A 26,522-nucleotide genomic window follows, 5' to 3' on the forward strand; every position below is an offset into this window, starting at 1 on the left:
ATGAGACGACGTGTGTTGGTCGCATCCGTTGCTGCCGTGGTGTCCCTCGCCTCCTGCTCGCTGCACTTTCCGCAGATGGATCGGCGGGCGCAGCCGGCCTGCAACATCCTGCTCGGTGTGGCCCCCAACCCCCTGCCGGGCCAGGACTGGGATGCCGCCCTGACGGATTTTGAAGCAGCGGCCGGACGGAATGTGGACCTGGTGCGCTATTACAAACGAGGCCAGGAGAAGTTGTTTCCCGACGAGATCGAGCTCGCACGCAGCAGCGAACCTGGTCGAAACAGGATACTTTTTTACAACTGGAAACCAGACGGGCTCACGTGGCGCGAGGTTGCCGACGGCGACGCCGATCATTACCTTGTCCGGTTGGCCCGCCGCTTGGCCGCGCATTCGGATCAGCCGTTTTTCCTGTCGCTGAATGCGGAGATGGAAGACGAGGTGGACAGGGACCCGGTTTCCGGCCAGACTGCCGATGATTTCCGTCGGTTCTTCCGCCATGTCGTGTCGACACTGCGTACCAACGGCGCGGACAACGTGGTGACGGTGATGAACTACACCGGTGCCGAAAAGTGGGCCCTGAAAGACTGGTTCGGCGACCTGTACCCCGGCGACGACGTGGTCGACTGGATTGCGCAGGATCCCTACGCCTATGCCGAATCCGGCACCACCGACCTGGCGGGGCTCGTCAACCGCTCAAGTGGCGGGGCCTGGCCCGGTTTCTATGACTGGGCGGCCGAGCATTACCCGGACAAGCCACAGATGCTCGCCGAGTGGGGTGTTGCCGCCGACCTGCCACCGGCCGGCGCCAAGGCCGACTTCTTCCGGAGCGCAGCCGATGACCTGGCTGAATTGCCGAAGCTGCGCGCGTTGATTTACTGGAACTATTCCGGCCCCACACAGGAAGACCATTTCGCGGTGGGAGACACATCCATCGACTCACATCCGGACGATTTGGCCGCTTTTCGCGAATTCGTCGGCGAAGACGTCCTGAATTCTCCTTCTGCGTGCCGTCTGGCGCACGATTGAATCGTCAGCGGCGCGGGCTTGCGGGGTGAATAACAATGGGACGCGTGTGATATTCAGGCCCATTTTCCTGCCGCGGGAATTGGGGTAGCTACTCCAGTAGCGGCACGGGAAAATACTCTATTTCCCCGGCGGCAGGGCTGCGAGAATATCGTTTCATGGACGTTACTATCGGCTTCGCCGCGTTCGGCATCGGCATAGTCGTCGGGCTGACCGGCATGGGCGGCGGCGCTTTGATGACACCGATGCTGGTGCTCTTCTTCAATGTTCCGCCGCTGACGGCCGTCTCCAGTGATCTCCTGGCCAGCGCAGTCATGAAGCCGGTCGGATCGGCGGTCCACCTGCGCCGGAAGACCGTCAACCTGCAGCTGGTTAAGTGGCTGGCTATCGGAGCAGTTCCTTCGGCTTTCTGCGGGGTCCTGATACTCAAGGCGCTCGGCGACGACGCCCGGGTCCAAGACGGAATCAAGCTCGCCTTGGGCTGCGCCCTGATGCTCACCGCCGTGCTGTTGGTCGTCCGTGCCTACATCCGGTTGGTCGAACGAGCCAAATCACGCGACGGGCAGGGCGCGAAGCTGCCGCTGGATAAACCGGAAGTAGCCGCACGCATCCTGCCGACGGTGCTGCTCGGCGTCGTTGGCGGCATGATTGTCGGCCTGACGTCCGTCGGGTCCGGTTCGATCATCATCATCGGTCTCATGATGATCTATCCGGGGCTCAAGGCTTCCCAGCTGGTGGGCACGGATTTGGTGCAAGCCGTACCGCTGGTCGTGGCCGCTGCCGTCGGTCATATGCTGTTCGGTTCGCTGGACCTGGGAATTGCCCTGCCTCTCATTCTGGGCGGTATCCCGGGCGTCTGGGTCGGGGCCCAGATGTCGTCCCGGCTCAGCGGGGGTTTCGTCAGGCGGGCCCTGGCCTTCGTCCTCCTGGCCTCCTCGCTGAAGATGCTCGGCGTAGACAACACCACCACGGGATTCATCCTGGTCGCCGTCTTGCTGGTGGCACCGCTGACCTGGATGCACATCCGCCGGCGACGGGGCTTCCCTGCCCTGGCCTGGACCGAGAAACACGAACGCGCCCGCGCGGCCGCCGGCCAGCCGGCGCCGGAGGTGGCGCAGTGAGAGACTGGTCCGCATCCCTGCATGAACCGGTTTTCGCGCTGTCCGGCGCCAGGCTTGACGAGCTCGAGCTGCTCACGGGCGGCTTGTATGCGCCGGCGGACGGCTACTGCCGGCCGGGCAACAAACCGGACGGCTGGCCCCACGAGTTCACATTGCCCGTGCCGTCCAATATCGCCCGGCAAGCCGCCGCCCAAGGCGCCCTTCTCCTGTCTGATCCGGAAGGTACGCCGCTTGCCCGGCTCACTGTTGTTGAATGCGTCAGCCACGGACAGCCGGATGCGGAGGCGGCGTGCCCGGGCGGCAACGGTGTCCTCTATGTGAGCGGAACACTGAAGCCGTTACAGCCGGCAGAGCACCCGCCGGCGCGGAGACTCCGCTTGACCGCTCCCCTGTCGGGGGCGGACGGCCCCTCCCTGGTTGCAGCGTTCGGCGTATTGCCGGAGCCGGGACAGATCGCCAAGGCGGTGGCCGCCGCATATGAGGCCGATTGCCGCCTGTTACTGACAGCCGTGGTCAGCAGCTCCGCCTCCGCCACAGGGAGACTGAGGAACCTGCTGGACGGCCTGGACGCGTGTGCCCAGGAAGTTTCCGGCGCCGTGGTGCGTTTGCTGGTCATACCGGATGCAGAGGACCATTCCCTGCTGCGGAGCCATGCGCTGGGACGGCTCGGCGCCGCGGCTGTCCTTGATTTTGCTGCGGATGCTGTGCCCGGCACCTCACCCGCGCGGCTCGCCGCCCCTGCGGCTGCAGCGCGGCGGGAGGGCCTGGTGGTGTTGTTCACGGGGCTCTCCGGCTCCGGCAAGTCGACCTTGGCCCGCCGGTTCGCCGAACGTCTGCAAAGTGTAGATGAACGCGAAGCCATCCTGCTGGACGGTGACGAAATGCGCCGGATGTTGTCGGCGGGACTGGGCTTCTCGCCTGCCGATCGTGAGCTGAACGTCCGCCGGATCGGTTGGGTGGCGGCACAGATTTCACGGGCCGGGGGCATAGCGGTCTGCGCCCCGATTGCGCCCTTCGAAGCTACACGCCGGGAGGTTGCGGCCATGGCCCGGGAGGCAGGCGGTTACCTTTTGGTGCACGTCTCGACCCCCCTTCAGATCTGTGAGGCCCGCGACAGGAAGGGGCTGTACGCGAAGGCGCGGGCCGGCCTCATTCCCGATTTCACCGGCATCAGTTCACCCTACGAGACGCCGCAAGACGCCGATTACGCGGTAGACACCTCCCGGGTCGACGTCGAGGAGACGGTCACGGAGCTCCTCAACCTGGTCGTATCCGGGAAGATGCCGGCTACTGCCTCCAACGGCTAGCGCCCCCCCCCCGCCGGCCTTCGACAGGGCTTCGAGTTCAGGCCACGATGCCTGCAACCCTGCCCGTGGCTGGAGTCCACGGACAGGGCTGCTGGTGCAGGCGCCGGTATCAGGCCGTGGCAACGATCATCCCGGCACCGACCGTCGCATTGGTGGCCTCGTCGATCAGGATGAAACCGCCGGTCTGCCTGTTCCTCCTGTACTCGTCCGCGAGCAACGGCGATGTGGTCCGCATCCTGATCCGGCCGATTTCGTTGAGGCTGAGCGAGTCGGGGTCGGGCCGGCGATGCAGGCTGTTAATGTCCAGCCCGTACTGCAGGTCCTTGACCAAGGCCCGCGCACTGCGGGTGGTGTGTTTGACGGCAAGCTTCTGCCCCCGCTGCAGCGGCTTGTCACTCATCCAGCACACCATCGCCTCGATGTCCTGCGCCACGGCAGGCTTGTTGTTTGGCCGGCAGATCATGTCGCCGCGGGAGATGTCCAAGTCGTCTTCGAGCCGCACGGTAACCGACATGGGAGCGAAGGCCTCGTCCACCGGCCCGTCCGGCGTATCGATGGCGGAAATACGCGAGGGCAGGCCGCTGGGCAAGACGATCACGTCGTCGCCGACCCTCATGACGCCACCGGAGACCTGGCCGGCATAGCCGCGATAGTCGTGGTGGCGGTTCTGGTGTGGCCGGATCACGTACTGCACCGGAAAGCGCACGTCCACGAGATTGCGGTCACTCGCGATGTGCAGGTTCTCAAGATGGTGCAGCAGCGACGGCCCCTCAAACCACGGCATGTTCTGCGACCGTGAGACAACGTTGTCGCCCTGCAGCGCGGATACCGGGATGATCGAGAGGTCGGTGATTTCCAGCTTGCTGGCAAATCCGGTGAACTCCTCGCGGATCTGCTCAAACACTTCCTGCGACCAGTCCACCAGGTCCATCTTGTTGACGGCCAGCACCAGGTGCGGCACCTGCAGCAGCGACACGAGGAAGGCGTGGCGCCGGCTTTGTTCGACCAACCCCTTTCGGGCGTCCACCAGGACGATCGCGACGTCCGCCGTGGAGGCGCCGGTCACCATGTTGCGGGTGTACTGCAAATGACCCGGGGTGTCGGCAATGATGAACTTGCGCTTCGGCGTCGCGAAATACCGGTAGGCAACGTCGATCGTTATCCCTTGTTCCCGTTCGGCGCGCAGCCCATCGGTCAGCAATGCCAGGTCTGTGTACTCGTCGCCCCGTTCCCGGCTGGTGCGTTCGATGGCTTCCATCTGGTCACTGAAAATGGATTTCGAGTCGTAGAGCAGGCGTCCGATCAGGGTGCTCTTGCCGTCGTCTACCGAACCCGCAGTGGCAAAGCGCAACAGATCCATCAGAAATACCCTTCCTTCTTGCGGTCTTCCATGGCCGCTTCGCTTACCTGGTCGTCCCCACGGGTGGCGCCGCGCTCGGTGATGCGGGTCGCCGCCACCTCGGAGATCACGTCCGCAGCCGTCGTTGCGGTGGAGCGGACAGCGGCGGTGAGGGTGGCGTCGCCGACGGTGCGGTAGCGCACCGTCTCCTTGAAGGTCCGCTCGTTGCCTCGCGGCTGACAGAAGCGATGCACCCCGAAGAGCATCCCGTTGCGTTCGAAAACTTCCCGCTCATGTGCGTAGTAGATCGGCGGGACCGTGATCTGCTCGTGCGCGATGTAGCTCCAGATGTCGAGTTCCGTCCAGTTCGAAATGGGGAACACGCGGATGCTCTCGCCTAGGTGGATTCGGGGGTTATACAGGCCCCACAATTCCGGACGCTGGTTCTTGGGATCCCACTGGCCGAATTCGTCACGGAACGAAAAAACCCGTTCCTTGGCCCTGGCTTTTTCCTCGTCACGGCGCGCCCCGCCCATGAGTGCGTTGAAGCCGTATTTTTCGGCAGTCTCCAGCAGGACCGCTGTCTGGATGCGGTTGCGGGACCCGTTGGGCTCCTCCTGCACCAGCCCCCGGTCGATGGCATCCTGCACCGAGCCCACCACCAGGTTCACGCCGAGTTCGGCAACCAAGGAGTCGCGGAACTGCAAGACCTCGTCGAAATTATGGCCGGTATCGATGTGCACTACCGGGAACGGTATCGGCGCCGGCGCGAAAGCCCTCGCCGCGAGATGCAGCATGACGATCGAATCCTTGCCGCCGGAGAACATAAGCGCCGGTTTTTCGAGTTCGGCCGCGACTTCACGGATGATGTAGATGGCCTCCGACTCGAGGAGCTTGAGGTGGCTCACCATATAGTGCGGTTTAACAGTCGAATCGTTCATTTCTTTCTTCCCCCTTTTTGTTCGTGGCAGCCGGTACGCCGCGGGCTAGGTCCGGGACACTAGGCTGAGCCGCTGCAACAGGTCGCCCGCCAGTTCCTGCCGGCAGACCAGCAGATCGGGCAGGAACGCACCCGGCTGGTTGTAGAGCAGCGGCGAGCCGTCCAGTCTGCTGGCATGCAGGCCCCGGCTACGGGCCACGGCTACAGGTGCCGCCGAATCCCATTCATATTGACCGCCGCTGTGCAGGTATGCGTCCGCCTCGCCGCGGATAACAGCGGCGATCTTGTAGCCCGCAGAGCCCATCGGCAACACTGCCGCGCCCGTTTCCTCCACCAGCCGGCCAATGACAGCGGGAGGCCTGGTCCGCGATACTGCGATCCGCAACCGGCGAGCCGGCGGGAAGCGGGACGGTTTCAACCGGACTGCAGGGTCCGAAGTATCCAGGGTCATGGAAAGTCCCGGCAGCGCGACGGCCCCCGCGCGCAGGCTTCCCCTGCACCACAAGGCCACGTGGACCGCCCAGTCCCGGCGTCCTTCGGAGAATTCGCGGGTGCCGTCCAGCGGATCGATAATCCAGACCCGCTCAGCCCCCAAGCGCGCCGGATCGTCCTCGCCTTCTTCCGAGAGCACCATGTCCTCCGGCCGGGACCGCCGAAGCGCTGCGGCCAGCAGATCATGCGAGCGGGCATCACCTTCTGTTTTCAGCCGCTCGGCTGTCCACCCCCGGGCCGCGGCGTCCCATTGCAGTTGCCGCAGCATGGTCCCGGCCCTGCCCGCCAGCTCCGGCGCCAGCGCGGTATCCGGGACATACCGTCCCAAATCCAAGCGGTTGACCGCTTGTATCTCCGCCCCCATCGTTTCCCCCTTCACCGTTTGGTCCGCTTTTTCCTGCTTGCAGCGAGCGCTCATCGCATGGACAGCGGGCCCTCAATACGCCCCGGTTGGATTCACCATCACCTTCAACGTGCGCCACATGATCATGAGGTCCCCGGTCAGGGACCAGTTCTCCACGTAGTAGAGGTCGAGCCTGACGCTTTCGTCCCAGCTCAAGTCGGACCGGCCGTTGATCTGCCAGAGCCCCGTCAGCCCGGGCTTGATGTAGAGTCGGCGGCCGACATGTCCCTCGTAGCCCGCCACCTCCGATGGCAGCGGCGGCCGGGGGCCGACCAAGGACATTTCGCCCCGCAGGACATTGAGGAATTGCGGGAGTTCATCCAGCGAGTACTTGCGCATCCAGGCACCGACCCTGGTGACACGAGGGTCGGAGCGGAGCTTGAACAGCGGCCCGCTGCCTTCGTTCAATGCCTTCAGGCTTTCAAGTTGCGCTTCGGCGTCAACGGTCATGGACCGGAACTTGAGCATCTCAAACGTCTGTCCGCTGCGGCACACCCGGCGTTGCTTGAAGATGACACTGCCGGGCGTGTCCCAGCGAATCAGGCCGGCGAGCACCGCGAAGAGCGGGAGCAGGATAACAAGCGCGGTGGCGGAAACCACGACGTCGACGATCCGCTTGAGCAGGTACCGGTACCCGGAGAACTGTGGCATCTCGACATGCATCAGCGGCAGGCCCTCCACCGGACGCATCTGGATCCGGGGGCCTGCGACGTTGGTCAGCGACAGCGCGACCACCAGTTCGGTGGCGCTCTCCTCCAGCCGCCAGCCCAGTTCCCGCAGGTAGCCGCTGCGCTGCCCCACCTGCCCGGCCACGATGACCGCGTCTGCGCCCAGGATTCCCACGGCTCGTTCGACGTCGTCCAGGCCGGCCACTACGGGGACTTGCCGAGCCGCGAGGGCGTTGCCGTCGGCCGGAACGCCGTCCAGCGCTGCCCCCACCACCTGATACACGGCGCCGGATTTCTTCGCGATCTGGTCGATGACGTACACCACGTCGTCGTAGGCACCCAAGACGACGACCTTCGAGAGATAGTGCCCGTTCTCCCGCTGCCTCGTCAGCCACCGCCGCCAGCCCCAGCGTCCCGCCAGCAGCGCGACGACGCCCACGGGTACCCCCGTCACGAATAGTGGGGCCAACTCGTCGGCTTGCAGGGCCAGGAGCACGACTGCGAGCATGCCGAAGGCACCGGAGCTTGCCCTGATCACCTTTTTGTATTCGCTGGCTCCGACACCGATCACCCGCAGGTCCCGGGTCTTGCCCACTGCAAGGGCACACGCAATGACTGCACCGGTGGCCAGGGCCAGGGCCGCACCCCCCCTGGTCACCTGCTCACCGGCGAGCAGCAGGGCCATCCCCACCGACAGCAGGATGATGGCCGTGTCCGTTGCCAGCAGTTTGGCCTGGTAGCGACGGGCCCACGGCTTGGACGTGCCATCGCGGATGCCGAGGCGTGGCAGAACCGGCTTCGGGAGCGTGGGGATGGCGAGTTTGGGCGTGACCGGTGTCTCGAACCCGAACGTTTCCGCGGCGACACCCACGAGTGGGGCGACCGTGCGTTGCAGGTAGCCGTCCGCGGACACCTGGGCATCATGCATGGCTAGCGTTTCCCTTCACCAGCCGGAAAGTCCGGCGTGTTTGTCGTGGACCGGTACGGAAAGGAGCGGCGGCGGCCAGAGTCGGCGTGCCGGCGACCTCGGAAAGAACCGATGTTTTTGCCGCTCTCATAACGCCCTCTGCAGAGCTGCCGCCGCAGCCAGTCGTTCGAAAGCCGAGCGGCGGACGCTTCCCTGCGCGCTTCGGCCGGACGTGGCATCCTGCGGTCCCCCGCCATACGAGAGTTCCCGTGGGGCCCGCCGGTTTCCGGAGCCCGCTATCGGGCGTGCGGGCACTCCCGCCCAGCATTCTTCGTGCGGCACGTCGTCCAAAACCGCCGACCCCATGCCCACCGTGGCACCCCGGCCGATGGCAACACCGGAGGCGACACTACAACGCATCTCTAGCCAAGCACCGCGTCCAACTTCCACCTGGCCGGCCAGGGCGGCCCCCGCCCCCACGGTGGCAAATGCCGACACTACGACATCGTGCGCCAGCGACACCCGCGGCATCACGACGACGTGCTCTCCAAGGGTCACTCCCGCGGCCACAACGCTTTCCGCCAGAACAAGGGTGCCTGCGCCTACCCGTACGCCGGCCGCAAGAGGTGCTTGGAGGCCTATGAAGGTGGCGTAACGTTCCGAGCCGGCTCCACACTCCGCCAGCCGGTCCACCAATCGCTGGCGGATGGTCGGTGATTCGTGGCATACCAGGAGCCGGCAATCCGGATACCGGCGCACCGCTTCGGCAGGTCCGATGACTTGCACACCGTCCAGGTAACGACCGTGGAGGCCCGGGTCCTCGTCGATCATGCCGACGACGTCCCAACCACCTGCAGAGCGCATCAAAGACAGGACTTCCCGGGCCAGTCCTCCGGCAGCCACCAGCAGCACACGAGTCGCAGAATCCCCCATGGCACATCTCCCCCCAGAAATGCACTTCCCACTCTTGTCCGGCAGCGGATGCCGCAGCCGTCCTTTATACCTGTACGGGTAACGCCCCCCCGACAATCCGCGGACTCCCGGCGCCCTTGCAGGGCCGGTGTTTCCGTACCCTCAGAAGCCTACGGAAGCTCACCTGAGGGCGTGCGCGTATCGGCTACCGGATTCTCTGCGGCGCTACTCACGTTTCTGCCTCCAATTCTGCGGCGCAGGGAGCGGCAGTGGGCGCGAAGAGGGGGCCTTTGCCGGTATCGGGACGCCGGATACCTGCACATGGAACGACCACTACCGGCGGCGTACTTGTCTCTGGCAGTGGTCGTCCCCTCGGGCTGCGGCTACAGGTGTTCGCGCCCCAGTTGCTCCCGGCGGTTGATGCCCAGCTTCTCGAACATTCGGTAGATGTGGCCTTCGACGGTGCGTACCGACAGCGAGAGCGCTTCCGCGATCTCCGCATTGCGTTTGCCCGCGATGACCAATGCCGCGATGTCTCGTTCCCGTCGTGTCAGCGACGTAGAGGGCGGGACCTCCCGGGCGACGGGTGCCGCCTCCTGCCACTGCGCCAGCAGTGCGTTGATGCGCCTTTGGGCGGGCCGGTTGCGTTCCGCCTTGGCAATCCGCAGCGCCTCGGACAAGGTGTGGAGCCCAAGGGAGACCAGCCCTGATGAATGCACCTCCTCGGCCGTGTGCACCATTTGCTCCAGTCCGCCTGCGTCCGCCGCCTCGCAGTAAAGGGCTGCCAACTCGGCTTCACTCCCCTCAATGGAAGCGGCCAACGTGCCGATTTGGCCGATCCTGCCCATGTCGCCCAGCTGAATGGCCAGGAACCTCAAGGCGAGTTCGAGGGAACTCCACCCCTGATTCCCCGCACTCTCTGCCAGGGATTGCAGTTCGGACAGCGCCTTGGTGCCGGGAAACTGCAGCAACCGGGCGGCAGCAGCCATTCCGGCGCTGAAAAGGCCGGAAGGAGTAGCGCTGCCGTTCTCCGCCATCGCGTAATCGGACAAGTACCGCCCGGCCTGCTCATCCTGCCCGTTCAACATCGCGAGATACCCGCCGACGGCGAGCGCCACCGGGCGCAGGAACAACGGGTCGTGGTGTTCCAGTTCCCCCGCAGCCCCGGCCAGCGTGCGGTAAGCGTCGGCATAGTCGCCCCGGCGTCCGCGGATGATCGCGGCCACCAGGTCGACCGTTCCGCCGTAATGGACCAGCCCGTTCGGCCTTGTAACCCGAAATTTAGCTACTGCTTCCGCGGCGTCGTCCCAGCGCCCCGCCGTCAACAGCGCAGTGATGTGCCGGGCAACGACAAATTCCCGGCTTGCTACCCGCGGCTCATGCAACTGGAGCGACTGGAGCGCTTTGGTCGTTTCCCCTACCGCGCTCTCCGCTCGTCCGGTGACCGTATAGACCTGTGCCAACAGCGCGCCGGCCACCACCTGGCACTCCAGATCCTGGGCGGTGGACGCCTCCGCAACGAGCGCCGCCAGGGGGCCGCTCGCGGCCGTATATCCGCCGTCGGCCATCAGACCGCGCAACTCGAGCAGCCGGAGGCTCCGGTCAAGCATCCCGGCCTGCTCCATACCAGGCGCTGAATCGGAGCGGGTTGGCGCACCCTTTGCCCCGTCCGACCAGGCCTTGAGGCTGCGGTGCGCCCACTGGTGGAGGGGATGCGGCCCTTGTGCTGCCAGCAGTGCTGCCTCCCGGGCCTGCTCCGCATTACCGGCCGCGGCAACCAACTCCTCGATGAGGGGCCCGGACGTGGGATCGGAAGGGCACATCGCCCTGGCCCGCTGCAGCTGTGCCGCCCAGCGGAACTCAACTGTCAGCACGGCGCCGGCCGACCGTACGGCAAGCTCTGTTTCGCCCGCGTTGTTGGAGGTTATTGCCGCCTGCACCAGCTCATCATCGGGCAGCTGTACACCACTGTCGAGCGCCCACTTTGCACGCCGGAACAGCATCTCGCCCGACCCGCGGTCCTGTAGGACCGCCTCCATCTTCCGGTACAGCCGCAGCCTTCGGAACACCGGAACCAAAGCCGGCAGTGCCCGGGCGTGAACCGGGTTGCGCAACCAAACCCGAGGTTCGGGCGGCGGCGAGATCTCGATGAGTCCGTTTTCCATCAGCCGGTCGATGGCCTGCACGTTCCCGCATTCGAACATTATGGTCAGGGGGACGGCCCCGAGCAGAGCCACGAAATCCAATACTTCGCGCTCGTCGGCGCTCAATTCGCGCAGCTCCCGTTCGATCAGCTCCGAGAGGTGGACGTCCGCCTCCGGGAGCACATCGCGCACGAGCCAAATGCCGCGGGTCTGTACCAAGCGCCCAGCCTGCCGGGCCTGATCCAGCAGGCTTAGCAGGAAGAGCGGGTTACCGCCGCTCGCCCGGGCAAGGATGGCACTGGCACTGGCCGCGGTTTCCCCGCCCAGGACCTGGTTGCACAGTTGGTGCACTTGCCTCTCGCTGAGCGGCTCCAACGACCGGCGGTGCAGCAGCCCCTCGACCGCCTCTCCCAGGACCGTGGGCGGTTCGGCCAGGCTCGGTCGACTGAGCAGCAGCGCTTTGACCTGCATCGAGGCGACTAGCTGGCCGAGAATTTCCGCGCTTCCCGCGTCCAGGTCGTGGGCATCGTCGACCACCAGCAGGGCTGGCTGCAAGCCGGTTGTGTCAGCCTGCAGCCGCTCCGTCAGCGTGCGCATGGTGGAAAAATGCGAGCCCAGTTGTTGCGCGGTCAAGTTTGTGAGCAGCGGCGCCAAGGCGCCGTACGGGACCGCGGAAAAGGTCCGGCTGGCGTGGACGCGAAACGGCCGTACGTCGTCCGCCAATTCCTGCAGTACGGCGGTCGCAAGGGCGCTCTTGCCGAGTCCGGATTCAGCAACGATCCAGGTCCCGTTGCCACTGCGGATGTTCTCGGCGGCAGCCATGACATCGGCGTCCCGCCCCACTAGCCGGCGTCCTTGACCTGCATCAATCATGACGCCGAACCCGCCGCTCCCAGCAAGTCGCGTAAGTCGGCGCGGCCGGAGATATGAAGCCTGGCAAACATCTTGCCCAAGTGCCAGTCAACGGTCCGCGGCGACAAGTGCAGCCTTCGGCCCAGTGCCGCGCTGCTGCTGCCTTCGGCGGCCAACTGCGCCAAGGTCAGCTCGAAGGGACTCAGGGACGCCAGCATCGCAACGATGGTGCTGCTGTCCCGGAGCATGCGGTATCCCGCGTTTTCCATGGCGCGTGCCTTGCGGGCCGCCGCGCGGTCGCCTCCGGTGACCGCGGCGCTTTGGGCGGCTCGCGCAGCGTCGTAGCTGAAAAGGATGTCGCCCAGGGCGGCCGCGGCATCGGCCGCCTTAAGCAGTATCTCGGGGTTCTGGGACATCAGGCCCTCGCTGTACTCACTGCAGAGCCGTGCGGCTTCGCCGTCACAGGCGGCGGCTGATGTCTGTAGCTTCCGTGCATAGGATCTGCCGCCGACCCGCGCGGCTGCCGCATGGAAAATCATGGCCGCGGCAGAATTTCCGGCGGCCAGTTCCTCGGCTCCGGTCTGATCCAGCACCGCTGCTGCGTCGTCCCCCCGCCGCAGCCGCTGGGACGCAAGGATGCTGAAGTATTCGGTGGCGCGCCGCGCCAGCCGGCGTGAACCTGCCGGTGAAGCAGCGGCAGCGGCCAGGTGGCGCCGGGTATTGTTCTCGTCCGCCAGCAGCGAGTAGGCGTAGGCGGCCGCGGCGTTGGCAAGGCCGGCGCCGCCGCTGTTACCGGCGACCTTCAGCTGGCTGATGGCCGGCAACAGGGCAGCAAGTGCCTTTTCGGCCCGGCCGGCGCGGGCGTGGACGAGCCCCAAGGCGAGCTCGCTCCCGTCGCCGTACAGGGACGCCCCCTCCTGCGCCGCGGCGGTTTGGCAATAGTCCAGGCACGCATCAAGCTGGCCTGCCACGATGAGCGACGCGAAAACCCGGGTCCCCACGAAGTTGCGCAGCCCCTTGGGCAAGCGCTGATCCGCCAGCTCTGCCATCAGCATGTTTCCCAGGCTGAGGGCATCCGTTTGCCGGCCCATGACCGCCAAGGCTTCGCAGAGAAGGGCTCCGGCGCGGAGCCTGATCTGCGGAGGCTTATCCCAGTCGTCGCGCAGCAGCTGGATTAGCTCGTGGACTCGGCCGTAGCGGCCGTCGAAAGCGGCCTGCTCTGCTTCGATCAGCAAGGATTCATCGAACGCGGTTTCCAGTATGTCCTTCGTCCGGGCGGCAGCACCGAGTGCCTGGCCGCCGTCGTCGGCCACCGCCAACGTGCGCACTTCCGCGCTGAGCCTTTCGCGCAGGCGCTTCAGATCCTCCAATCCGTCGTCTACGGTTCCGCCCGTGGCCCGCGAAACGGCGAGGCGTTCGCCGGCCAGCGCGGCCAGGGCGGCCGCGGGTTCCTTGCGGTCCTGCGGACCGGAGGATGCGAGCAGGGCAGCGGCCTGGCCCGGTTTTCCCAGCAGGAGCAGGGCCCGGACTTCTTCCCGGAGGCCGGCCGCGCCGCGCTGTTGCCGGCCCAGCGCCCTGACCAACTGCAGGGCGCGCCCCGGCTCCAGTTCGTCGTTGGCGGCAGCAGCAGCCCGCAGGGTCTCTGCCGGACTCAGCGCGGCGCCTCCTGCCAACGCCCAGAGGCCGAGATCCGGCAGGTAGCGCTCCGGCGCTTCCCCCGGGTGCAGGACGTGCGCCACCTCATCCCACAGTTCACGCGTCCGGCCGGGGGTGAGCGTGCTCTTGACGACTCCGCCCAGGAAATGTCCGCCCACCCGCACCAGCGGGTCGACGCCCAGGTCGACCGTAATGACACCGCGGGCCTCCAGGTGTTCGAGAGCCAGCGGATCGGCCAACCGCTGCAGAGCCGAGAGCGTGATGCCGCCTGCCAATGCCAGTTGCTCGACCAGCCGGCGGTGCCCGGGAGGCAGTTGTTGCAGCCGCGGTCGTATCACGTCTGCAATGTCGCCGGTGAACACGAGCGGCTGCGCCAGCACCCATGTCCCGTCCTGCTCAACCAAAGTCCGTGCTGCCACCTGGTCTTGGGCCAAGACCCGCAGATAGCGGGGATTTCCACCGGTGTTCCGCCACAACGAGCGTGCAGCAACGGAAGATATGTTGCCTCCGAGAATCTCGGTCAGCAGCGCCTCACTGTCTGCCGGATCCAGCGGCGCAACGTCGAATCGGCGGAGATCTCCATCGATCCACAGCTGCATGAAGGCGCCGTCGCCGGCGGCGACGCCCTGGCTGGCCACCAAAAGGGTGACGACTCCGGCGCGTGCCAATTGGGCCAGGGCAGCTGAAGTGAATGCGTCCAGGTTCTCAGCGTTGTCCACAAACAGGACAATCCGTTTGCCCTTGGCACGGTTCAGCAGCGTGGCGGCGATTCCCTCGAGCACGAGCGCCGGGTGCTCCAGTCCGTCTTCGCCCACGCCCCCGAGCAGGATTCCCAACGGGGCATAACGGGTGCGCGACGAGGCGTGGCTCCCCCGGACAAATTCGAGGTGCGTCTCCGGGCCGAACATTTTCAGCACTTGCTGGGCGATGGTGGATTTCCCCATGCCGGCAGCACCGATCAGCAGCACTCCCTGGTGTCCGGGTTTCAGTGCCGCGAAGATGTCCTCTGCAAGGCGGCGGCGCCCCTGCGAGATAGAGTCGGTAAGCGGGCCACTCATCGGCCCATTAACTACAGCAGTCATCAGCGTCTCCCCCCAAAGTCGCTCAGGCACGGCGGTACGTTACTACCGGCCATGCCTTCGCACCGGCCCAAGCCGCGTTCCCCCAAGGTCCGCAAGGCCCGATCCCCAGCCGGTGTGGTCCACAGTCTAAAGCCGATTTCATGCGGCGTCTACGGAGGGAGCGCCTCCGTTTGTGCAACCTGCAGGTAGCAATGATGCGCCGTGGTCAGGTAATGCCCGTAGCAGTCACCGTAAAGATGAGTGTCTTGCCGCCCTGCTCCGGGGAAGCAACGTGTTTTCCCGGACCCATTGACCGGCAAACCCGGTAGCGGAAACGGCCCCGGCCGGCGCAGCTCCTGGATCCCGGTAAGCACCACTCGTGTATCCGCCGCCACCGGTCAATAGGCTCGCTTCATCACCGCAGAGGTCGGTGATCCGGGGTGCCTTGGGGCGCATCCCGGTAGGGGGAGGATCGCGCATGAAAATCATGTTCGTGACATCGGCGGGCGGGCATTTGGCCCAGCTGCTGCCGTTGGATAAGTGGTGGAGCCAGCACGCCCGCAGTTGGGTGACGTTCCAGCGGCCCGAGGTCGAGGCTGCTTTGCACAACGAAAACGTCACCTGGTGCTTTTATCCCACCACCCGGAATGTCCGCAATGCCATCAGAAACCTGCTGCTGGCCTGGCCGACGCTCCGCCGGGAGCGCCCCGACGTGGTAGTTTCCGTTGGCGCCGGCGTGAGTGTCCCGTTCTTCCTGGTCGCCCGCCTGCTCGGCATCCACACGGTGTACATAGAGTGCTTCGACCGGATTACCATGCCGACCCTGAGCGGCCGCCTCTGCTACCCGTTATCCGAGCTCTTCTGCATTCAGTGGGAAGAACAGCGGCGCTTCTATCCCGAAGCCGTGAACATTGGACCGGTCCTGTGAACGGCGCGCACCCCGCTCCGCAGATCGTGGTCTCTTTGGGAACGGACCATCACACGTTCGACCGCTTGGTCGACTGGATCGACGAGTGGCTGGCCGGTGTTCCCGATCCGCCGTCGTGCCTGGTGCAGCACGGAGCCAGCCGTGCGCCCCGCCACGCCGACGGGGTCACCAGGATGCCGCGCGAGGACTTGCTGGCACTGTATCGAACTGCCACCGTCGTCGTCGTCCAGGGCGGGCCAGGGTCCATCCTGGACGCCCGTGAAGCCGGCCACTTGCCGATCGCGGTGCCCCGGCGGCCGGAACTGCGGGAGGTCGTCGACGGGCACCAGATCGCGTTTACCGAGACGATGGCTCAGCACGGCGACGCGATCCTCGCGCAGGACCAGCGGTCATTGGCCGCCGAACTCGAGAAGGCGCTGCTCGACCCCTCGTCTGTTCGTACAACGCCGCGCGTTTCTTTGGCAGCCGAGGCTGCCGAACGACTCAGCGCGGCAGTCGAACGGCTGGAGAAGACACCCACAGGGCCCATTGCCCTTCGCCGTATCCGGCAGCTTCTGGCGCTGCGGCAGAAGGAGGTTCACCCACACGCGGGGGCGAAAACTCCCCGCGTCGTCCAAAACTAGGCCTGCGGCAGTCCGGATCGAGCCGGAACTGCCGTAGTCCCACTAGACGGGGACGAGCCCGCCCTGCGCAGGCGGGCAGAATCCCCGACCAAAGGGTTGCGCTGCGTTAAATGCCCCCGACGCAGCGCAACCCGAGGTTTGCCCGCGCCGATGTTTGCCAGCGGCACGCCTGCATCGGAATGGCCATGAAAAAGGGGCCGACGATGGGATGGGGGTGGCCCAGTCTCGGAGGCCGCCCATCGTCGGCCCCGCTCAGGGAGCCACTCAGGCTGAAACGATTTTATGCACGGTTGGCGCCGACATGCCAGTCGACGGTTGCGTGACGCCCGCGGGGGGCCCTGCCCACCATCGCAGACTGTGCTCGACGGCGGCGCAGCTGACGTCCGCTACGGCGATCCCTGTTGCTCCCGCATCTGACCGTCTCTCTTTCGAGCCCGCTTGTCTTGGTTATCCAGCAAGGACCGACGGGGCCTGGGGGGAAGGTTCCGCCTGCGCGGTTCCTCTGGCTTTCACCAACCCCGCCGGTCCGCTGGATGCGCACGGGACTTGAGCCCCATGCGCACGGTATGGCGGCACCGCCTTGGCGGCGCAGCACCACTTTCCCAGCGTAAAGAGGCGAGGGTGAGCTGACACGAGTAGTCGCCACTCGTTCTTAGGCCAGGTTGCTGCGCCTATGAATTGCGGGATACCCCAGCGGTCTCCTGACACTCACCCCTGCTTGGCATTGGCGTGGAACTTTTGCTGCGCGGCCAGGAGCCCGTCTACCAAGAGCAGTTCGACGGCGTCTGCTGCATCGTCCAGGAGGAAGGGCAGGTCTTTCTTCTCCGCACCTGAGAAATCACGCAGCACATAGTCCGCCGTGTCCATTCGGCCGGGCGGGCGGCCAACGCCTATGCGGACCCGGTAGTAGTCCTTGGTCGCCAACGCCTTGGACATGTCGCGGAGGCCGTTGTGCCCGCCCTCTCCCCCGCCGATCTTGAGTTTGATCGTATTGAAGGGGATGTCGATCTCGTCGTGCAAGGCGACCACGTGGTCCGGTTCAATCGAAAAGAACCGGCACAGCGCCGACGTCGGCCCCCCGGACAGATTCATGAACGTCAGTGGCTTGGCGAGCACGACCCTGGGCCCGCCAATTCCCAGACGCCCTTCCAAGACCTGTGCGTGCGCCTTGTGTGACCTAAACGAACCGCCGACCCGGCCGGCCAGCTCGTCGAGGGCCATTTGGCCGACGTTGTGCCGATTGCCGCTGTAGCCGGGGCCCGGGTTGCCTAAACCGATGATCAGCCAGGTGTCGGTGCTCACGTAGACGGGTGCTCCTCGGACGGTAGATGCAAAGGATTCAAGATCATCCTAGGGATAGACCAAAGCCCCCGGCGAATGCGCGAAGGCATCGCCGGGGGCTTTGAAGGCGTCGTCGTTACTCGGCCGGAGTTTCGGCAGCGGGCTCGGCGGCTGCGCCCTCTTCAGCGGTTTCAGGCTCGGCCACGGTCGGAGCGGAAACAGCGGCGATCACGGTGTCCTCGGGGATCAGCAGGCTGACGCCGGCGGGCAGCTGAATGTCGGTGGCGTGAACGTGCTCGCCAACCTCGCGGCCTTCAACGTTGATGGTCAGCGCCTCCGGCAGAGCGGTCGCATCGGCCTCGACCAGAACGGTGAACTCTTCCAGGTCCAAGATAGCGCCCGGGGCGACTTCGCCCTCAACATGGATGTTGACGTCGACGTGGACCTTCTCGCCCTTGCGGACGGTGAGCAGGTCAACGTGCTCGATGATCTGGGCGATGGGATCGCGCTGGATGTCCTTGGCCAGGGCCAGGTGCTCGTTCCCGTCAACGTCCAGGGTCAGCAGCGCGTTGGAGGTACGCAGCGCCAGCGTGGTGGCCTTCTGCGGGAGCAGCACGTGAAGCGGCTCGGCCCCGTGGCCGTAGATGACGGCGGGGATCTGGGCGTTGCGGCGGGCCCGGCGGGCCGCGCCCTTGCCGAATTCGCTGCGGACTTCAGCTGCAAGCTTCTGATCGGACATGATGTTCTCCTTGTGCTGGGTGGTTTTGAGGCGGGTGCCTAGAGACCGACCCGCCGCACCGATACCAGTGCAGAGAAACGAAGCTGCTAGCCACCGTCGATAACGGAGGACCGGTTCCGGTCCTCCCTCGCCTAGGCAATGCCAGAAGTTTATCAGGGTAAGGCCGCCGGCCCGAATCCTGCAGCCAGTTACTCCAGGGCGCTGCTGTCTTCAGCCAGGCTGGTGGCGGCATGTATGATCGCGTCGGTCATGATGCTTAACGCCTCCAGGTCGACGTTGCTGATGTCATCGCCCGGCTTGTGGTAGTTCGGATCGCGTGGTTGCCGTGCAGCGCCGCCGAAGAGAATAGACTCCCGGACCGACTTCTTTTCGTTGCTGCCGGTGAAGAGACCGCCCACAGGAATATCTTCCTCGATGAACGCCACTTGATCGGAATAGAAGTCCCATCCCGTGGGCACCCAGGGTTGGGCTTGGGAGTCGAAGTAATTTGTGAAGAACTCCATGATCTCCACCGAACCGTCGGGTACGTCCCACCAGGAGTCGTCATCGGATTCCCGAGGGTCGTAGACGGCGATGACGTAGTTGGGTGAAGCCACCATGTCGATGTTCAGATAGGCGGCGATGTGGTCGAGCTCACCGCTGTCGTGCTCCGCCAAGTCCTCGACGTAATGCTTGGAACCGAACGCCTCCGGAAATTCTTCCGCCCCCCACCACGCGAAGCGCACTTTATTGTTGGGTTCACCCCGTTGACTGAGTTCTTGCGCGGCCTCCAAAAGAGCTGCCGCACCGGAGGCGTTGTCATTGATTGCCGGACTGTTCCGCACCCCGTCGAGGTGGGCGCCAAGCATGATCACGTTGTCGGCCCTGCCGCCAGCCGTCTCGGCAATGATGTTGAACGACTCGTAGCTTTCGCCACGGGTTTCGAACGTAAAGTACTGGCGCGTGCTTTGATAACCTGCACTCTCGAGTTGCCGTTCTACGTACTGAGCCGCGGCCTCATATCCGTCGCTGCCGATGGCTCGGTCGCCGTGGTCATCGGCAATTGCTTGAAACTCTTCCAAGTGCTCGTACACCGTGGAAGCCTGCGCCTGCGGCCCGGATTGCTCCGCCCGCACAGAGGCCAGGACAAGCGCGGCGAGGAGAACAACCAGCCCGAGCGCCGCGACGACGACAAGGGATCTCCGGCGCCGGGGCCAGTGCAGTTTCATGTCGTCCTCATGTGTGCAACATCACCACAGCATTCTAGCTGCCGACTCCGTCGGCCAGGCAATGTCCGATGGCAGGTTTGGAGTAGTCGGGATGGGCGGGGATGAAAGGGTGCCCCGAGGTGAACCGGGGCCCGAAAATAAATCGGCTACCAAAGGGTCGGCGCAGCCCAAAGCTCCCCCGGTAGGCAGGAGGTCCCGGCTCAGCGGGGAGCCGTTCCTGAGGCCGCCGTGGAGCCGGACGGTCCGTCGTCCATGATCTGTCCGACGTTTTTGGTGGCCGCGGCAATCGGTCTCTCCAAGGGGCCTTGCCCCATCCAGCGGCGCCACACCAAGCCGAACGCCACGGCGACCGTTAGATGCACAATAAACCACACGAAGGGTGCCTCGTAGTGCACCTCGGGGCTGAGTGCGAGCAGGTGCGCGGAATAGAGGGTCAGTGTCATCGCGCCCATCGCGGCAAGGGGTTTCAGCACGCGTGCGTCCGCCCGCTCGGTCAGGAGGAACAGGCCGGTCACCAACAGGCCGAGACCCAGGCTGCTGGCGATTGCCAGCGGCATGTTGGAGTGCGGTGTCGCGATGGCGAGCCACCATGCGGAGGTGTCCGGAATGATCCCCGGCCCAAAAACGAGACCATAGTCCAGCTCTTCCTCCGTCATCCCGCTGGTGGCGAGCAACTGCTCGAAGCCTCCCATGGCGTACAGCAGGATGGCTGAGGCTGCGTTGGCGAAGATTGTCAGGCCTGCACCGATACCGGCGATGTATCCCTGCACTCTGGGCCTTCGCAGATCCAGTCGTCCGATCCCGATACCGGTCAGGATGTAGCACATGTACGGCAGGGCCGGATAGGAGCCGGTCAGTAGTAAATCCGAGGCGACGCCGGTCGGTTCGAAGAAGAGATGCCCCACGGTGGGGTTGAACGTGGACGATGTCGGGAGCATTGGATCCAGCTTCTGCAGCAGGATCGGCGAGACGATGCCGAAGACGGCCGCACTGATGAACAATGTCCTTGGCCGCAGGTGGAGGAAAGGAATGGCGAGCAGGAAGAACACCGAGTAGTAGATCAAGATGCCGTAGGCGGGAGGATCCTCCTGCTGCAAGAAGGGCGCGATCGCCAGGGCTATCACCCCGATCAGGACCGCCCTCACGGCCAGTCCCAGCCGGTCCCCCGCCATCCTTCGCCCGGTGTGCGGTCTGTACCCGCCCGAGGCCAGGGCCAAGCCTACTCCGGCGAGGAGGGCGAACAGCGCGGCGGAGTCCCCGGCGAACAGGATCCACGCCAGGGTCGGCTCGCCGGTGTCCTCGTTCGCGTCCGGCAAGATGTGAATGGCGATCATCCCGAGAAGGGCCAGTCCGCGGGCCGCGTCGATGCCGGCCAGCCGCCTCCGGTTCTGCATCGCCTGAGCGCCTGCAGGGTCGACGTCGCGACCCTGGCTGTCCTGGATAGCGCCCATCGTCGTCCTTGTCTTCCGGTGCCTAGACAATTTCCCGTGCGGGGTTGCCGCCATACCGCGTGCCTTCCGGCACTTGGCTGCCCTTCATCAAAAAGGAATCGGCCTCCAGCACCGAACCGTCGCCCATGACGACGTCGTAGAGCAGATAGGCGCCGACCCCCAAGGTGACTCCCCGACCGACGGTGATGGTGTCGAGTTTGAAGACGCCGTCCTCCATGGAGTGGCACTGGACGACGCTGGCGGTATTGAGAGTCGTGTCGTCCCCGATGGCCACCAACGTCTTCTCCGGGATGACGCACCCGTCGTCAAAGACCCGCTTGCCCATCCGGACGCCATGCAGGCGCCAGAACAAGGGCTTGAACGGGGTCCCGTCGAAGAAATAGAGCGGATACGTGATGAACTTCCAGAACCGCTCGTGTCGCCAGAATTGCACGTCATAAATCGAGCATACGGTCGGGACCATCGCTTTAAACCCCTGCGCGGCACGCTCGAGCACGATGAAGAAGGCGATCATGAAGGCGCCAAAGCAGACGGTGCCCATGTAGAGGCCGAGGCCCGGAACACCCGGGAAGAGGATGATGGCGAAGGAGAACGCCAGCATTCCGGTGAGGACGAGGACCCAGCGGCTGGCGAGGTACAGCCCAATCGACAGTGCATTGTGCCGGTTCTTGGCCGGCAGCCGGCGGACGATTTCCTCCCGGCGGTCGATCCTGAGGAACGCTGTGTCCCGATCGACCGACCGGGGAATCTCGAATGCAGGTGAACCGAGCAGGCCGACGTTTTGCCGGACCTCGCCGTCGATGGGAATCATGACCTTGCTGCCGAACAGAACGTTGTCGCCCACACGGGCGTCGGCGGGATACGGAATGTCGTTACCGAAGAAGTTCTTTGCCCCGATTTTTACCTCGGAAACTTGGAAGGACGTACTTGAGTAGTTTGCGTTGATGATCGACACGCCGTCGGAAATGATGGTCCCGGATCCCACAGTGGTCAGGTACGGGTTGTCGTGGTCGAGTTCCGTCCCGAAGTTCGATCCGGTCTGCTCCAGGTTGGGCTGTTTGTAACCCAACAAACGGAGGTAGTGCACTATCAGGGAGCTGTCCCCGCAGATGTGCATGAACTGGAAGACATTGGTCATCCGGAAGATGAGTCGGTGGGCCGCATAGCGCAGACCGTACAGCGGATAGGCCCGCCCCGGTTTGAGGAAGAGGTTAAGCACTCGAGGAACCGTCGACATTGCCGCCAGAACGGCGAGCATGCCCCCGAACAGCACGACGAAAGAAGCGAAGGCCAGGTCCAGGTAGAACCCCGGGTTGGCATGGTTCAAATGGCCGCTTCCCACGTAGGCCGGCAAAAGCAGCGCGATGGCCAGTAGAAGCAGCGGGCCGAACAGGACCGTGTTACTGACCAGGAGGAAGGCACTGTAAATGACCCGCCGCACCCGGCTGCACCTCAGCGGCTCGACCAGCCGGTAGTTCACGTCGGTCGGGACCGCGGGGGATCCGTGCCAGCTTTCGCCGGCGGGGACGGACTGCTGTCTCTGCAGCGACGACGAGTGGCCCAGTTGCGCTCCGTCACCCATCGAAGTGCCGATGTCCAGCACGCACCTCTCGCTGATTAAGACGTCCTGGCCAAGCGTGACCCGGCCGGTCTGGATCCAGCCGTTGTGGGCCCGGTAACACAGGTAGAACGTATCCCTGTTGATCACCGTCCCGCTGCCGATCGTCAACAGGTCGGTGCACACCGGAGTGATGGGCGTGAGGATGGTGACGTTGGCGCCGACCTTTGCCCCCATCAAACGCAGGTAGAAGGGAAGAATCGGGGTGCCGACGAAGTAGGCCAGCGGGTTGAGCCTGACCAGTGCACGGACAAACCAGAACCTGACGTAGGCCAGCGACCAGATGCGGATGTTCTGCTCTTTCCACCGTCCCAGGATCAGCCATTTGAGCACGATTGGCACGATGCTGAGGGCCAGAAAGAAACTGACCCCGACGACGACCGCACGTCCCCATATCTCCAGGATGCCGGCCCCTGCTATGACCCAGGTGTAGCCGACCACGATCGCCGTGATGAAAGCATAGGAGTAACCGATGGCGAGCGTCGCCTGCAGGAAACCGCAAAGCGCGATGTCGAATGTGGCGATCCGCCCTCGTCTGGGCCGCGGGTCCGGTTCCTGTTCCGCCCACGCGTCCGCGGCGGCCGGAGCAGTGATCGCCGCGGCGAGCGCCCGGATCGTCGGATGCTCGTAGATGACCTGCAGGTCGACCGGCGGCAGGTCGGTGTTTGTGCGCAGCGCGGCGGAGAAGCGCGCGACTAACAGGGAGTTGGCCCCAAGGTTGTCGAACACGTGAGCCTCGACGGAGACGCGACCCAATCCCAGCACGGCGGCAAGCTGCTCGGCCAGAGCGGCCTCGGTGTCCGTCGTCGGCTCGCAGTACTCGGCGTCGGACGAAGCGCTCACCCGGTTGCTGGGCGTCGGCAGGTTCTTCCGGTCGGCCTTGTCGCTGGGCAGCATCGGCATGGTCTCAAGCTGCTCGTAGAAGGCCGGGATCATGTAGCTTGGCAGTCGGTCGCGGAGCTCCTCCCTGATCTCCTCGGGCGCGAGGGCGGAGACGCCGTTGCGCAACGTATAGAACGCGGCAAGCTCGGTCATCCCCGGTGCTGATTCGTGCGTTTCGACTACTGCCTGCGCGATCCCCGGGATTTGCAGAAGCACAGATTCGATCTCGGACAGCTCGATCCGGTAGCCGCGGATCTTGACCTGGGTATCGATCCGGCCGTAGTACTCGATCAGCCCGTCGTCGGTGATGCGCCCAAGATCTCCGCTGCGGTAGATGCGTCCCGAAGGGTTGTTCGGGATGCCCAGAAAGTCGGGGATAAAGACTGAATCTGTCTTCTCGGGATGATTCACGTAACCCACGGCCAGCCCGATCCCGGCGATGCCGATCTCCCCCATTTCGCCCCGCGGCAGGGCCCGCGGTTCCTCGGGGTCCAGGATCATGACCGTGTAGGTCGGTAGAGGCTGGCCGAGGGTGATCGGTTTGTCGGGATGCATAACGTCCCACGTGGCGGTCACGGTCGCTTCGGTAGGCCCATACACATTAAGGAATCTCCGGCCCGGCCGGTGCCAGCGCTCGGCCAGATCGCGCGGGCAGGCCTCCCCGGAGACCAGCAGAAAACGCAGGTCGGGGAGCTCATGCTCCAGTGTGGCCAACAGGGTGGGTACGCAACACATCGCTGTGACACGGTTGTCGATCACGAACCGTTCCAGGTCGGCCCCGAGCAGGCTCTTCGAACTCGGCTTGGGCACCAAGGTCGCGCCGACCATCCACGGCACCCACATCTCCTCGACAGAAAAGTCGAAGGCGATCGTCAGTCCCTGATAGACGCGGTCGTCGCTCTGATATCCGTAGACCTCGGCGGCGACCCGGACGAAGTTGCAGATGCTGGTGTGTTCAATGGCCACCCCTTTGGGGCGGCCCGTGGACCCCGAGGTGTAGATGACGTAGGCCAAGTTCTCGACAGGGGCGGGCTTCTCACTGTCTGTGAGCCCGGAGCCGGACAGGGAGGCAATGTCCGTGGCGGCCGTGTCCAAACTCAGGGCGTGCGGGCAGTCCTCCGGCAAGAGACCGGCCAGGTGGCTCAGGGTCAGCACGCGGCTGGCCCCGGAGTCCTCCATGATGTAGCCCAGCCGGTCCGGCGGAAATCCGGCGTCCAGCGGTACATACGCCGCTTGAATCTTCAGCACCGCCAGTATTGAGACGTAGGACCAAACCGCGTGGTCGAACAGCAGCGCGATGCGGTCGCCGGCGTGGGCTCCGTCGGCGAGCAGGTACCGGGCCAGCTGATTGGCCCGTGCGTCAAGCTGATCGTAGGTCAAGGTCGAGTCTTCGGAGTCGACGGCCAACTGGCCTGCCCGGCCTTCGCGGCGCAACGAGTCGCAGCGGCTCTCGAAGAGCGCTTCCAGCCGCTCCCCCGGAGACCACCGCACGCTCTGGTGGTGCGGGGACTGCAACAGCAACGGGTTCAAAGTGGCTGTCATCGCTTCCTGGATAAGGTCAGCCGCTCGTGCCGGATCCTCCGAGCGAACCTCGTGCGGCGCTGCGGTGAGCCCCGTCTCGGGGCGCCCGGCTCGGCGTCCGGCGGGTCCGGCATGTCCGCCGGTGCCGCCGACAAATACCGGGCCTTCGAAATCGGCGCGGACAAGGTCTCCAGTGCGGTATGCCCGGGGCCAGCCGAGGGTGTCCAGGGGGGCATATCTCTCGGCATCATCACCGGGATCGAGGCACCGGCCCAGGCCGACCCCGCCGATGACCAGCTCTCCTTCTTCGCCCCAGGCGACAGGCTGGTCGTTCCTGTCCACGACGGCCAGTTGCCAGCCGGGAAGCGGCCGGCCGATGGGTGCCGGGGTCGCCCCATGGGCCGGAGCACAGGCGACGGCGGCCTCGATGGGACGGTACGTGGTCCATACTTCCCTGCCGGGGGCAGCCAGCCTCGCCGCAAGATCCGGTGGGCATTCCTCGCCGAAGATCAGCAACCGGACGTCTTGCAGCTGTTCCGCCTGCCATAGTGCAGCCAGGGCAGGCACAGTTGGGACTACGGTGATACCCCGTGACACCAGCCACGGGCCCAAGTCTTCGCCGGAGCGGATGACTTCGGGAGGTGCCGGCACCAAGCAGGCGCCGTGCCGCCATGCCAGCCACATTTCGTCGCACAGGCCGGACCTGCCGAAGAGACCGGCCAGCACACGATCGCGGGGCCCGAGCGGGTCCTCGGCGCAGAAGACCGACGCTTCAGCGTCCACGAAGGCGGCCGCCGACCGGTGCGACACGGCGATTGCCTTGAATCGGCCGGTTGAGCCTGAGCTGACGGTGACCCATGCATCGTCGTCGGCGGTGGGCGGGCGGGCTTCCCCATGGGCGGGCGCTCCGATGACGGGACGGACCCGAAGCCCGGGTCCGACTACCGCGCATACTTCAGCCTCTTGCCATACCAACGCGGCCCGGTCACCGAGCTCGTCAGGATCGACAGGGACGCATGCCGCTCCGCGAACGAGTACGGCCAGCACGGCGATGTAGAGGTCGACCGTACCAGGGGTCATCAGGATTCCGACCCGGTCTCCGGCACTGATCCCGCGTTCGCGCAGGTCCAGGGCCAGGGACTCGATCCGATTCAGCAGCGCCAGGTAACTCAATGAGGTGGTGCCGTCATCCACCGCTACCGCGTCCGGGTACTCGTCCACGGTGCCAAAGAGAATGTCCAGCAAAGTTCGAGGGATCGGGGCAGGCCCCCCTGAGTACACTCCGGTGGCGGGAGTGATTGTGCTGTCGGCCCGCTCGTTGGCTCCTGCCGGGGCATGGTCCCTTGGAGCAGCCAGCGCGACTAATTCTTTGGGCGCCTCCTTATGCGCCCCGGCCGACGGTCTCCGTGCGTGGGACTGCCTGACCAGCATGGTCGTGTCCTCTGA

General features: G+C 65.1%; 17 protein-coding genes. 5 read left to right on the forward strand and 12 right to left on the reverse strand.

The window, feature by feature from the left end; translation table 11 throughout:
- From AC5RUP_RS13580 to cysC, 3 genes are all read left to right on the forward strand, one after another.
- Positions 1 to 1,026, forward strand: a complete 1,026-nt coding sequence (locus tag AC5RUP_RS13580; protein ID WP_494153229.1) for a glycoside hydrolase family 26 protein — start codon at positions 1 to 3, stop codon at positions 1,024 to 1,026.
- Positions 1,027 to 1,181: 155 nt separating this feature from the next.
- Positions 1,182 to 2,144 (forward strand): sulfite exporter TauE/SafE family protein, encoded by a 963-nt coding sequence (locus AC5RUP_RS13585; RefSeq protein ID WP_494153228.1) that lies wholly within the window; start codon positions 1,182 to 1,184, stop codon positions 2,142 to 2,144.
- A 158-nt stretch (positions 2,145 to 2,302) separates the two neighbouring features.
- Positions 2,303 to 3,451, forward strand: a complete 1,149-nt coding sequence (cysC, locus tag AC5RUP_RS13590; protein ID WP_494158653.1) for an adenylyl-sulfate kinase — start codon at positions 2,303 to 2,305, stop codon at positions 3,449 to 3,451.
- 109 nt (positions 3,452 to 3,560) lie between these two features.
- Here the strand turns inward: cysC and cysN are convergent, their stop codons facing one another.
- The 7 genes from cysN to AC5RUP_RS13625 all read right to left on the reverse strand — a co-directional run bounded on the left by cysN (position 3,561) and on the right by AC5RUP_RS13625 (position 14,822).
- Positions 3,561 to 4,811: a sulfate adenylyltransferase subunit CysN gene (gene cysN / locus AC5RUP_RS13595; protein ID WP_494153226.1), complete on the reverse strand. Its 1,251-nt coding sequence runs from the start codon at positions 4,809 to 4,811 to the stop codon at positions 3,561 to 3,563.
- Positions 4,811 to 5,731, reverse strand: coding sequence for a sulfate adenylyltransferase subunit CysD (cysD, locus tag AC5RUP_RS13600; RefSeq protein WP_494153225.1), 921 nt, complete (start codon positions 5,729 to 5,731; stop codon positions 4,811 to 4,813). The genes cysN and cysD overlap by 1 nt, the downstream gene beginning before the upstream one ends.
- 45 nt (positions 5,732 to 5,776) lie before the next feature.
- On the reverse strand, positions 5,777 to 6,586 hold the full coding sequence (locus tag AC5RUP_RS13605) for a 3'(2'),5'-bisphosphate nucleotidase CysQ (RefSeq protein ID WP_494153224.1): 810 nt from the start codon (positions 6,584 to 6,586) through the stop codon (positions 5,777 to 5,779).
- Between the two features lie 72 nt (positions 6,587 to 6,658).
- Positions 6,659 to 8,221, reverse strand: coding sequence for a sugar transferase (locus AC5RUP_RS13610; RefSeq protein ID WP_494153223.1), 1,563 nt, complete (start codon positions 8,219 to 8,221; stop codon positions 6,659 to 6,661).
- A 126-nt stretch (positions 8,222 to 8,347) separates the two neighbouring features.
- Positions 8,348 to 9,133 (reverse strand): NeuD/PglB/VioB family sugar acetyltransferase, encoded by a 786-nt coding sequence (locus tag AC5RUP_RS13615; RefSeq protein WP_494153222.1) that lies wholly within the window; start codon positions 9,131 to 9,133, stop codon positions 8,348 to 8,350.
- Positions 9,134 to 9,495: 362 nt separating this feature from the next.
- Positions 9,496 to 12,099 carry a helix-turn-helix transcriptional regulator gene (locus AC5RUP_RS13620; RefSeq protein ID WP_494153221.1) on the reverse strand — a complete coding sequence of 868 codons (2,604 nt, stop codon included), beginning with the start codon at positions 12,097 to 12,099 and terminating at the stop codon, positions 9,496 to 9,498.
- A gap of 26 nt (positions 12,100 to 12,125) precedes the next feature.
- A complete protein-coding gene (locus AC5RUP_RS13625; RefSeq protein WP_494153220.1) occupies positions 12,126 to 14,822 on the reverse strand; it encodes a helix-turn-helix transcriptional regulator in 2,697 nt (898 codons plus the stop codon).
- Between the two features lie 481 nt (positions 14,823 to 15,303).
- Here AC5RUP_RS13625 and pssD point away from each other — a divergent pair, with 481 nt between their 5' ends.
- Both pssD and AC5RUP_RS13635 read left to right on the forward strand, forming a co-directional pair.
- A complete protein-coding gene (pssD, locus tag AC5RUP_RS13630) occupies positions 15,304 to 15,753 on the forward strand; it encodes a PssD/Cps14F family polysaccharide biosynthesis glycosyltransferase (protein WP_494001403.1) in 450 nt (149 codons plus the stop codon).
- Positions 15,750 to 16,376 (forward strand): glycosyltransferase, encoded by a 627-nt coding sequence (locus AC5RUP_RS13635; protein ID WP_494153219.1) that lies wholly within the window; start codon positions 15,750 to 15,752, stop codon positions 16,374 to 16,376. Before pssD ends, AC5RUP_RS13635 begins: the two co-directional genes overlap by 4 nt.
- Positions 16,377 to 17,084: 708 nt before the next feature.
- Here the strand turns inward: AC5RUP_RS13635 and pth are convergent.
- The 5 genes from pth to AC5RUP_RS13660 form a co-directional block, all read right to left on the reverse strand.
- Positions 17,085 to 17,678, reverse strand: coding sequence for an aminoacyl-tRNA hydrolase (gene pth, locus AC5RUP_RS13640; RefSeq protein ID WP_494153218.1), 594 nt, complete (start codon positions 17,676 to 17,678; stop codon positions 17,085 to 17,087).
- A 115-nt stretch (positions 17,679 to 17,793) separates the two neighbouring features.
- Positions 17,794 to 18,396 carry a 50S ribosomal protein L25/general stress protein Ctc gene (locus AC5RUP_RS13645; RefSeq protein WP_494068162.1) on the reverse strand — a complete coding sequence of 201 codons (603 nt, stop codon included), beginning with the start codon at positions 18,394 to 18,396 and terminating at the stop codon, positions 17,794 to 17,796.
- Positions 18,397 to 18,584: 188 nt separating this feature from the next.
- The gene (locus tag AC5RUP_RS13650; RefSeq protein ID WP_494153217.1) at positions 18,585 to 19,604 is read right to left on the reverse strand and encodes a M28 family peptidase; all 1,020 of its coding nucleotides are present in this window, start codon (positions 19,602 to 19,604) and stop codon (positions 18,585 to 18,587) included.
- Between the two features lie 200 nt (positions 19,605 to 19,804).
- Positions 19,805 to 21,109 carry a heparan-alpha-glucosaminide N-acetyltransferase domain-containing protein gene (locus AC5RUP_RS13655; protein ID WP_494158654.1) on the reverse strand — a complete coding sequence of 435 codons (1,305 nt, stop codon included), beginning with the start codon at positions 21,107 to 21,109 and terminating at the stop codon, positions 19,805 to 19,807.
- The gene (locus AC5RUP_RS13660) at positions 21,078 to 26,321 is read right to left on the reverse strand and encodes a Pls/PosA family non-ribosomal peptide synthetase (protein ID WP_494153215.1); all 5,244 of its coding nucleotides are present in this window, start codon (positions 26,319 to 26,321) and stop codon (positions 21,078 to 21,080) included. The genes AC5RUP_RS13655 and AC5RUP_RS13660 overlap by 32 nt, the downstream gene beginning before the upstream one ends.
- Positions 26,322 to 26,522: the final 201 nt, after the last annotated feature.

The sequence above is a fragment of the Arthrobacter sp. Y3223151 genome, assembly GCF_059091125.1.

Bases quoted from the DNA above. Each gene is read 5' to 3' on its own strand.
- cysN (WP_494153226.1), bottom strand. From the start codon at position 4,811: ATGGATCTGTTGCGCTTTGCCACTGCGGGTTCGGTAGACGACGGCAAG.
- AC5RUP_RS13650 (WP_494153217.1), bottom strand. From the start codon at position 19,604: ATGAAACTGCACTGGCCCCGGCGCCGGAGATCCCTTGTCGTCGTCGCG.
- AC5RUP_RS13655 (WP_494158654.1), bottom strand. From the start codon at position 21,109: ATGGCGGCAACCCCGCACGGGAAATTGTCTAGGCACCGGAAGACAAGG.
- AC5RUP_RS13645 (WP_494068162.1), bottom strand. From the start codon at position 18,396: ATGTCCGATCAGAAGCTTGCAGCTGAAGTCCGCAGCGAATTCGGCAAG.
- AC5RUP_RS13615 (WP_494153222.1), bottom strand. From the start codon at position 9,133: ATGGGGGATTCTGCGACTCGTGTGCTGCTGGTGGCTGCCGGAGGACTG.
- cysD (WP_494153225.1), bottom strand. From the start codon at position 5,731: ATGAACGATTCGACTGTTAAACCGCACTATATGGTGAGCCACCTCAAG.
- pssD (WP_494001403.1), top strand. From the start codon at position 15,304: ATGAAAATCATGTTCGTGACATCGGCGGGCGGGCATTTGGCCCAGCTG.
- AC5RUP_RS13605 (WP_494153224.1), bottom strand. From the start codon at position 6,586: ATGGGGGCGGAGATACAAGCGGTCAACCGCTTGGATTTGGGACGGTAT.
- AC5RUP_RS13625 (WP_494153220.1), bottom strand. From the start codon at position 14,822: ATGAGTGGCCCGCTTACCGACTCTATCTCGCAGGGGCGCCGCCGCCTT.
- AC5RUP_RS13580 (WP_494153229.1), top strand. From the start codon at position 1: ATGAGACGACGTGTGTTGGTCGCATCCGTTGCTGCCGTGGTGTCCCTC.
- AC5RUP_RS13610 (WP_494153223.1), bottom strand. From the start codon at position 8,221: ATGCATGATGCCCAGGTGTCCGCGGACGGCTACCTGCAACGCACGGTC.
- AC5RUP_RS13585 (WP_494153228.1), top strand. From the start codon at position 1,182: ATGGACGTTACTATCGGCTTCGCCGCGTTCGGCATCGGCATAGTCGTC.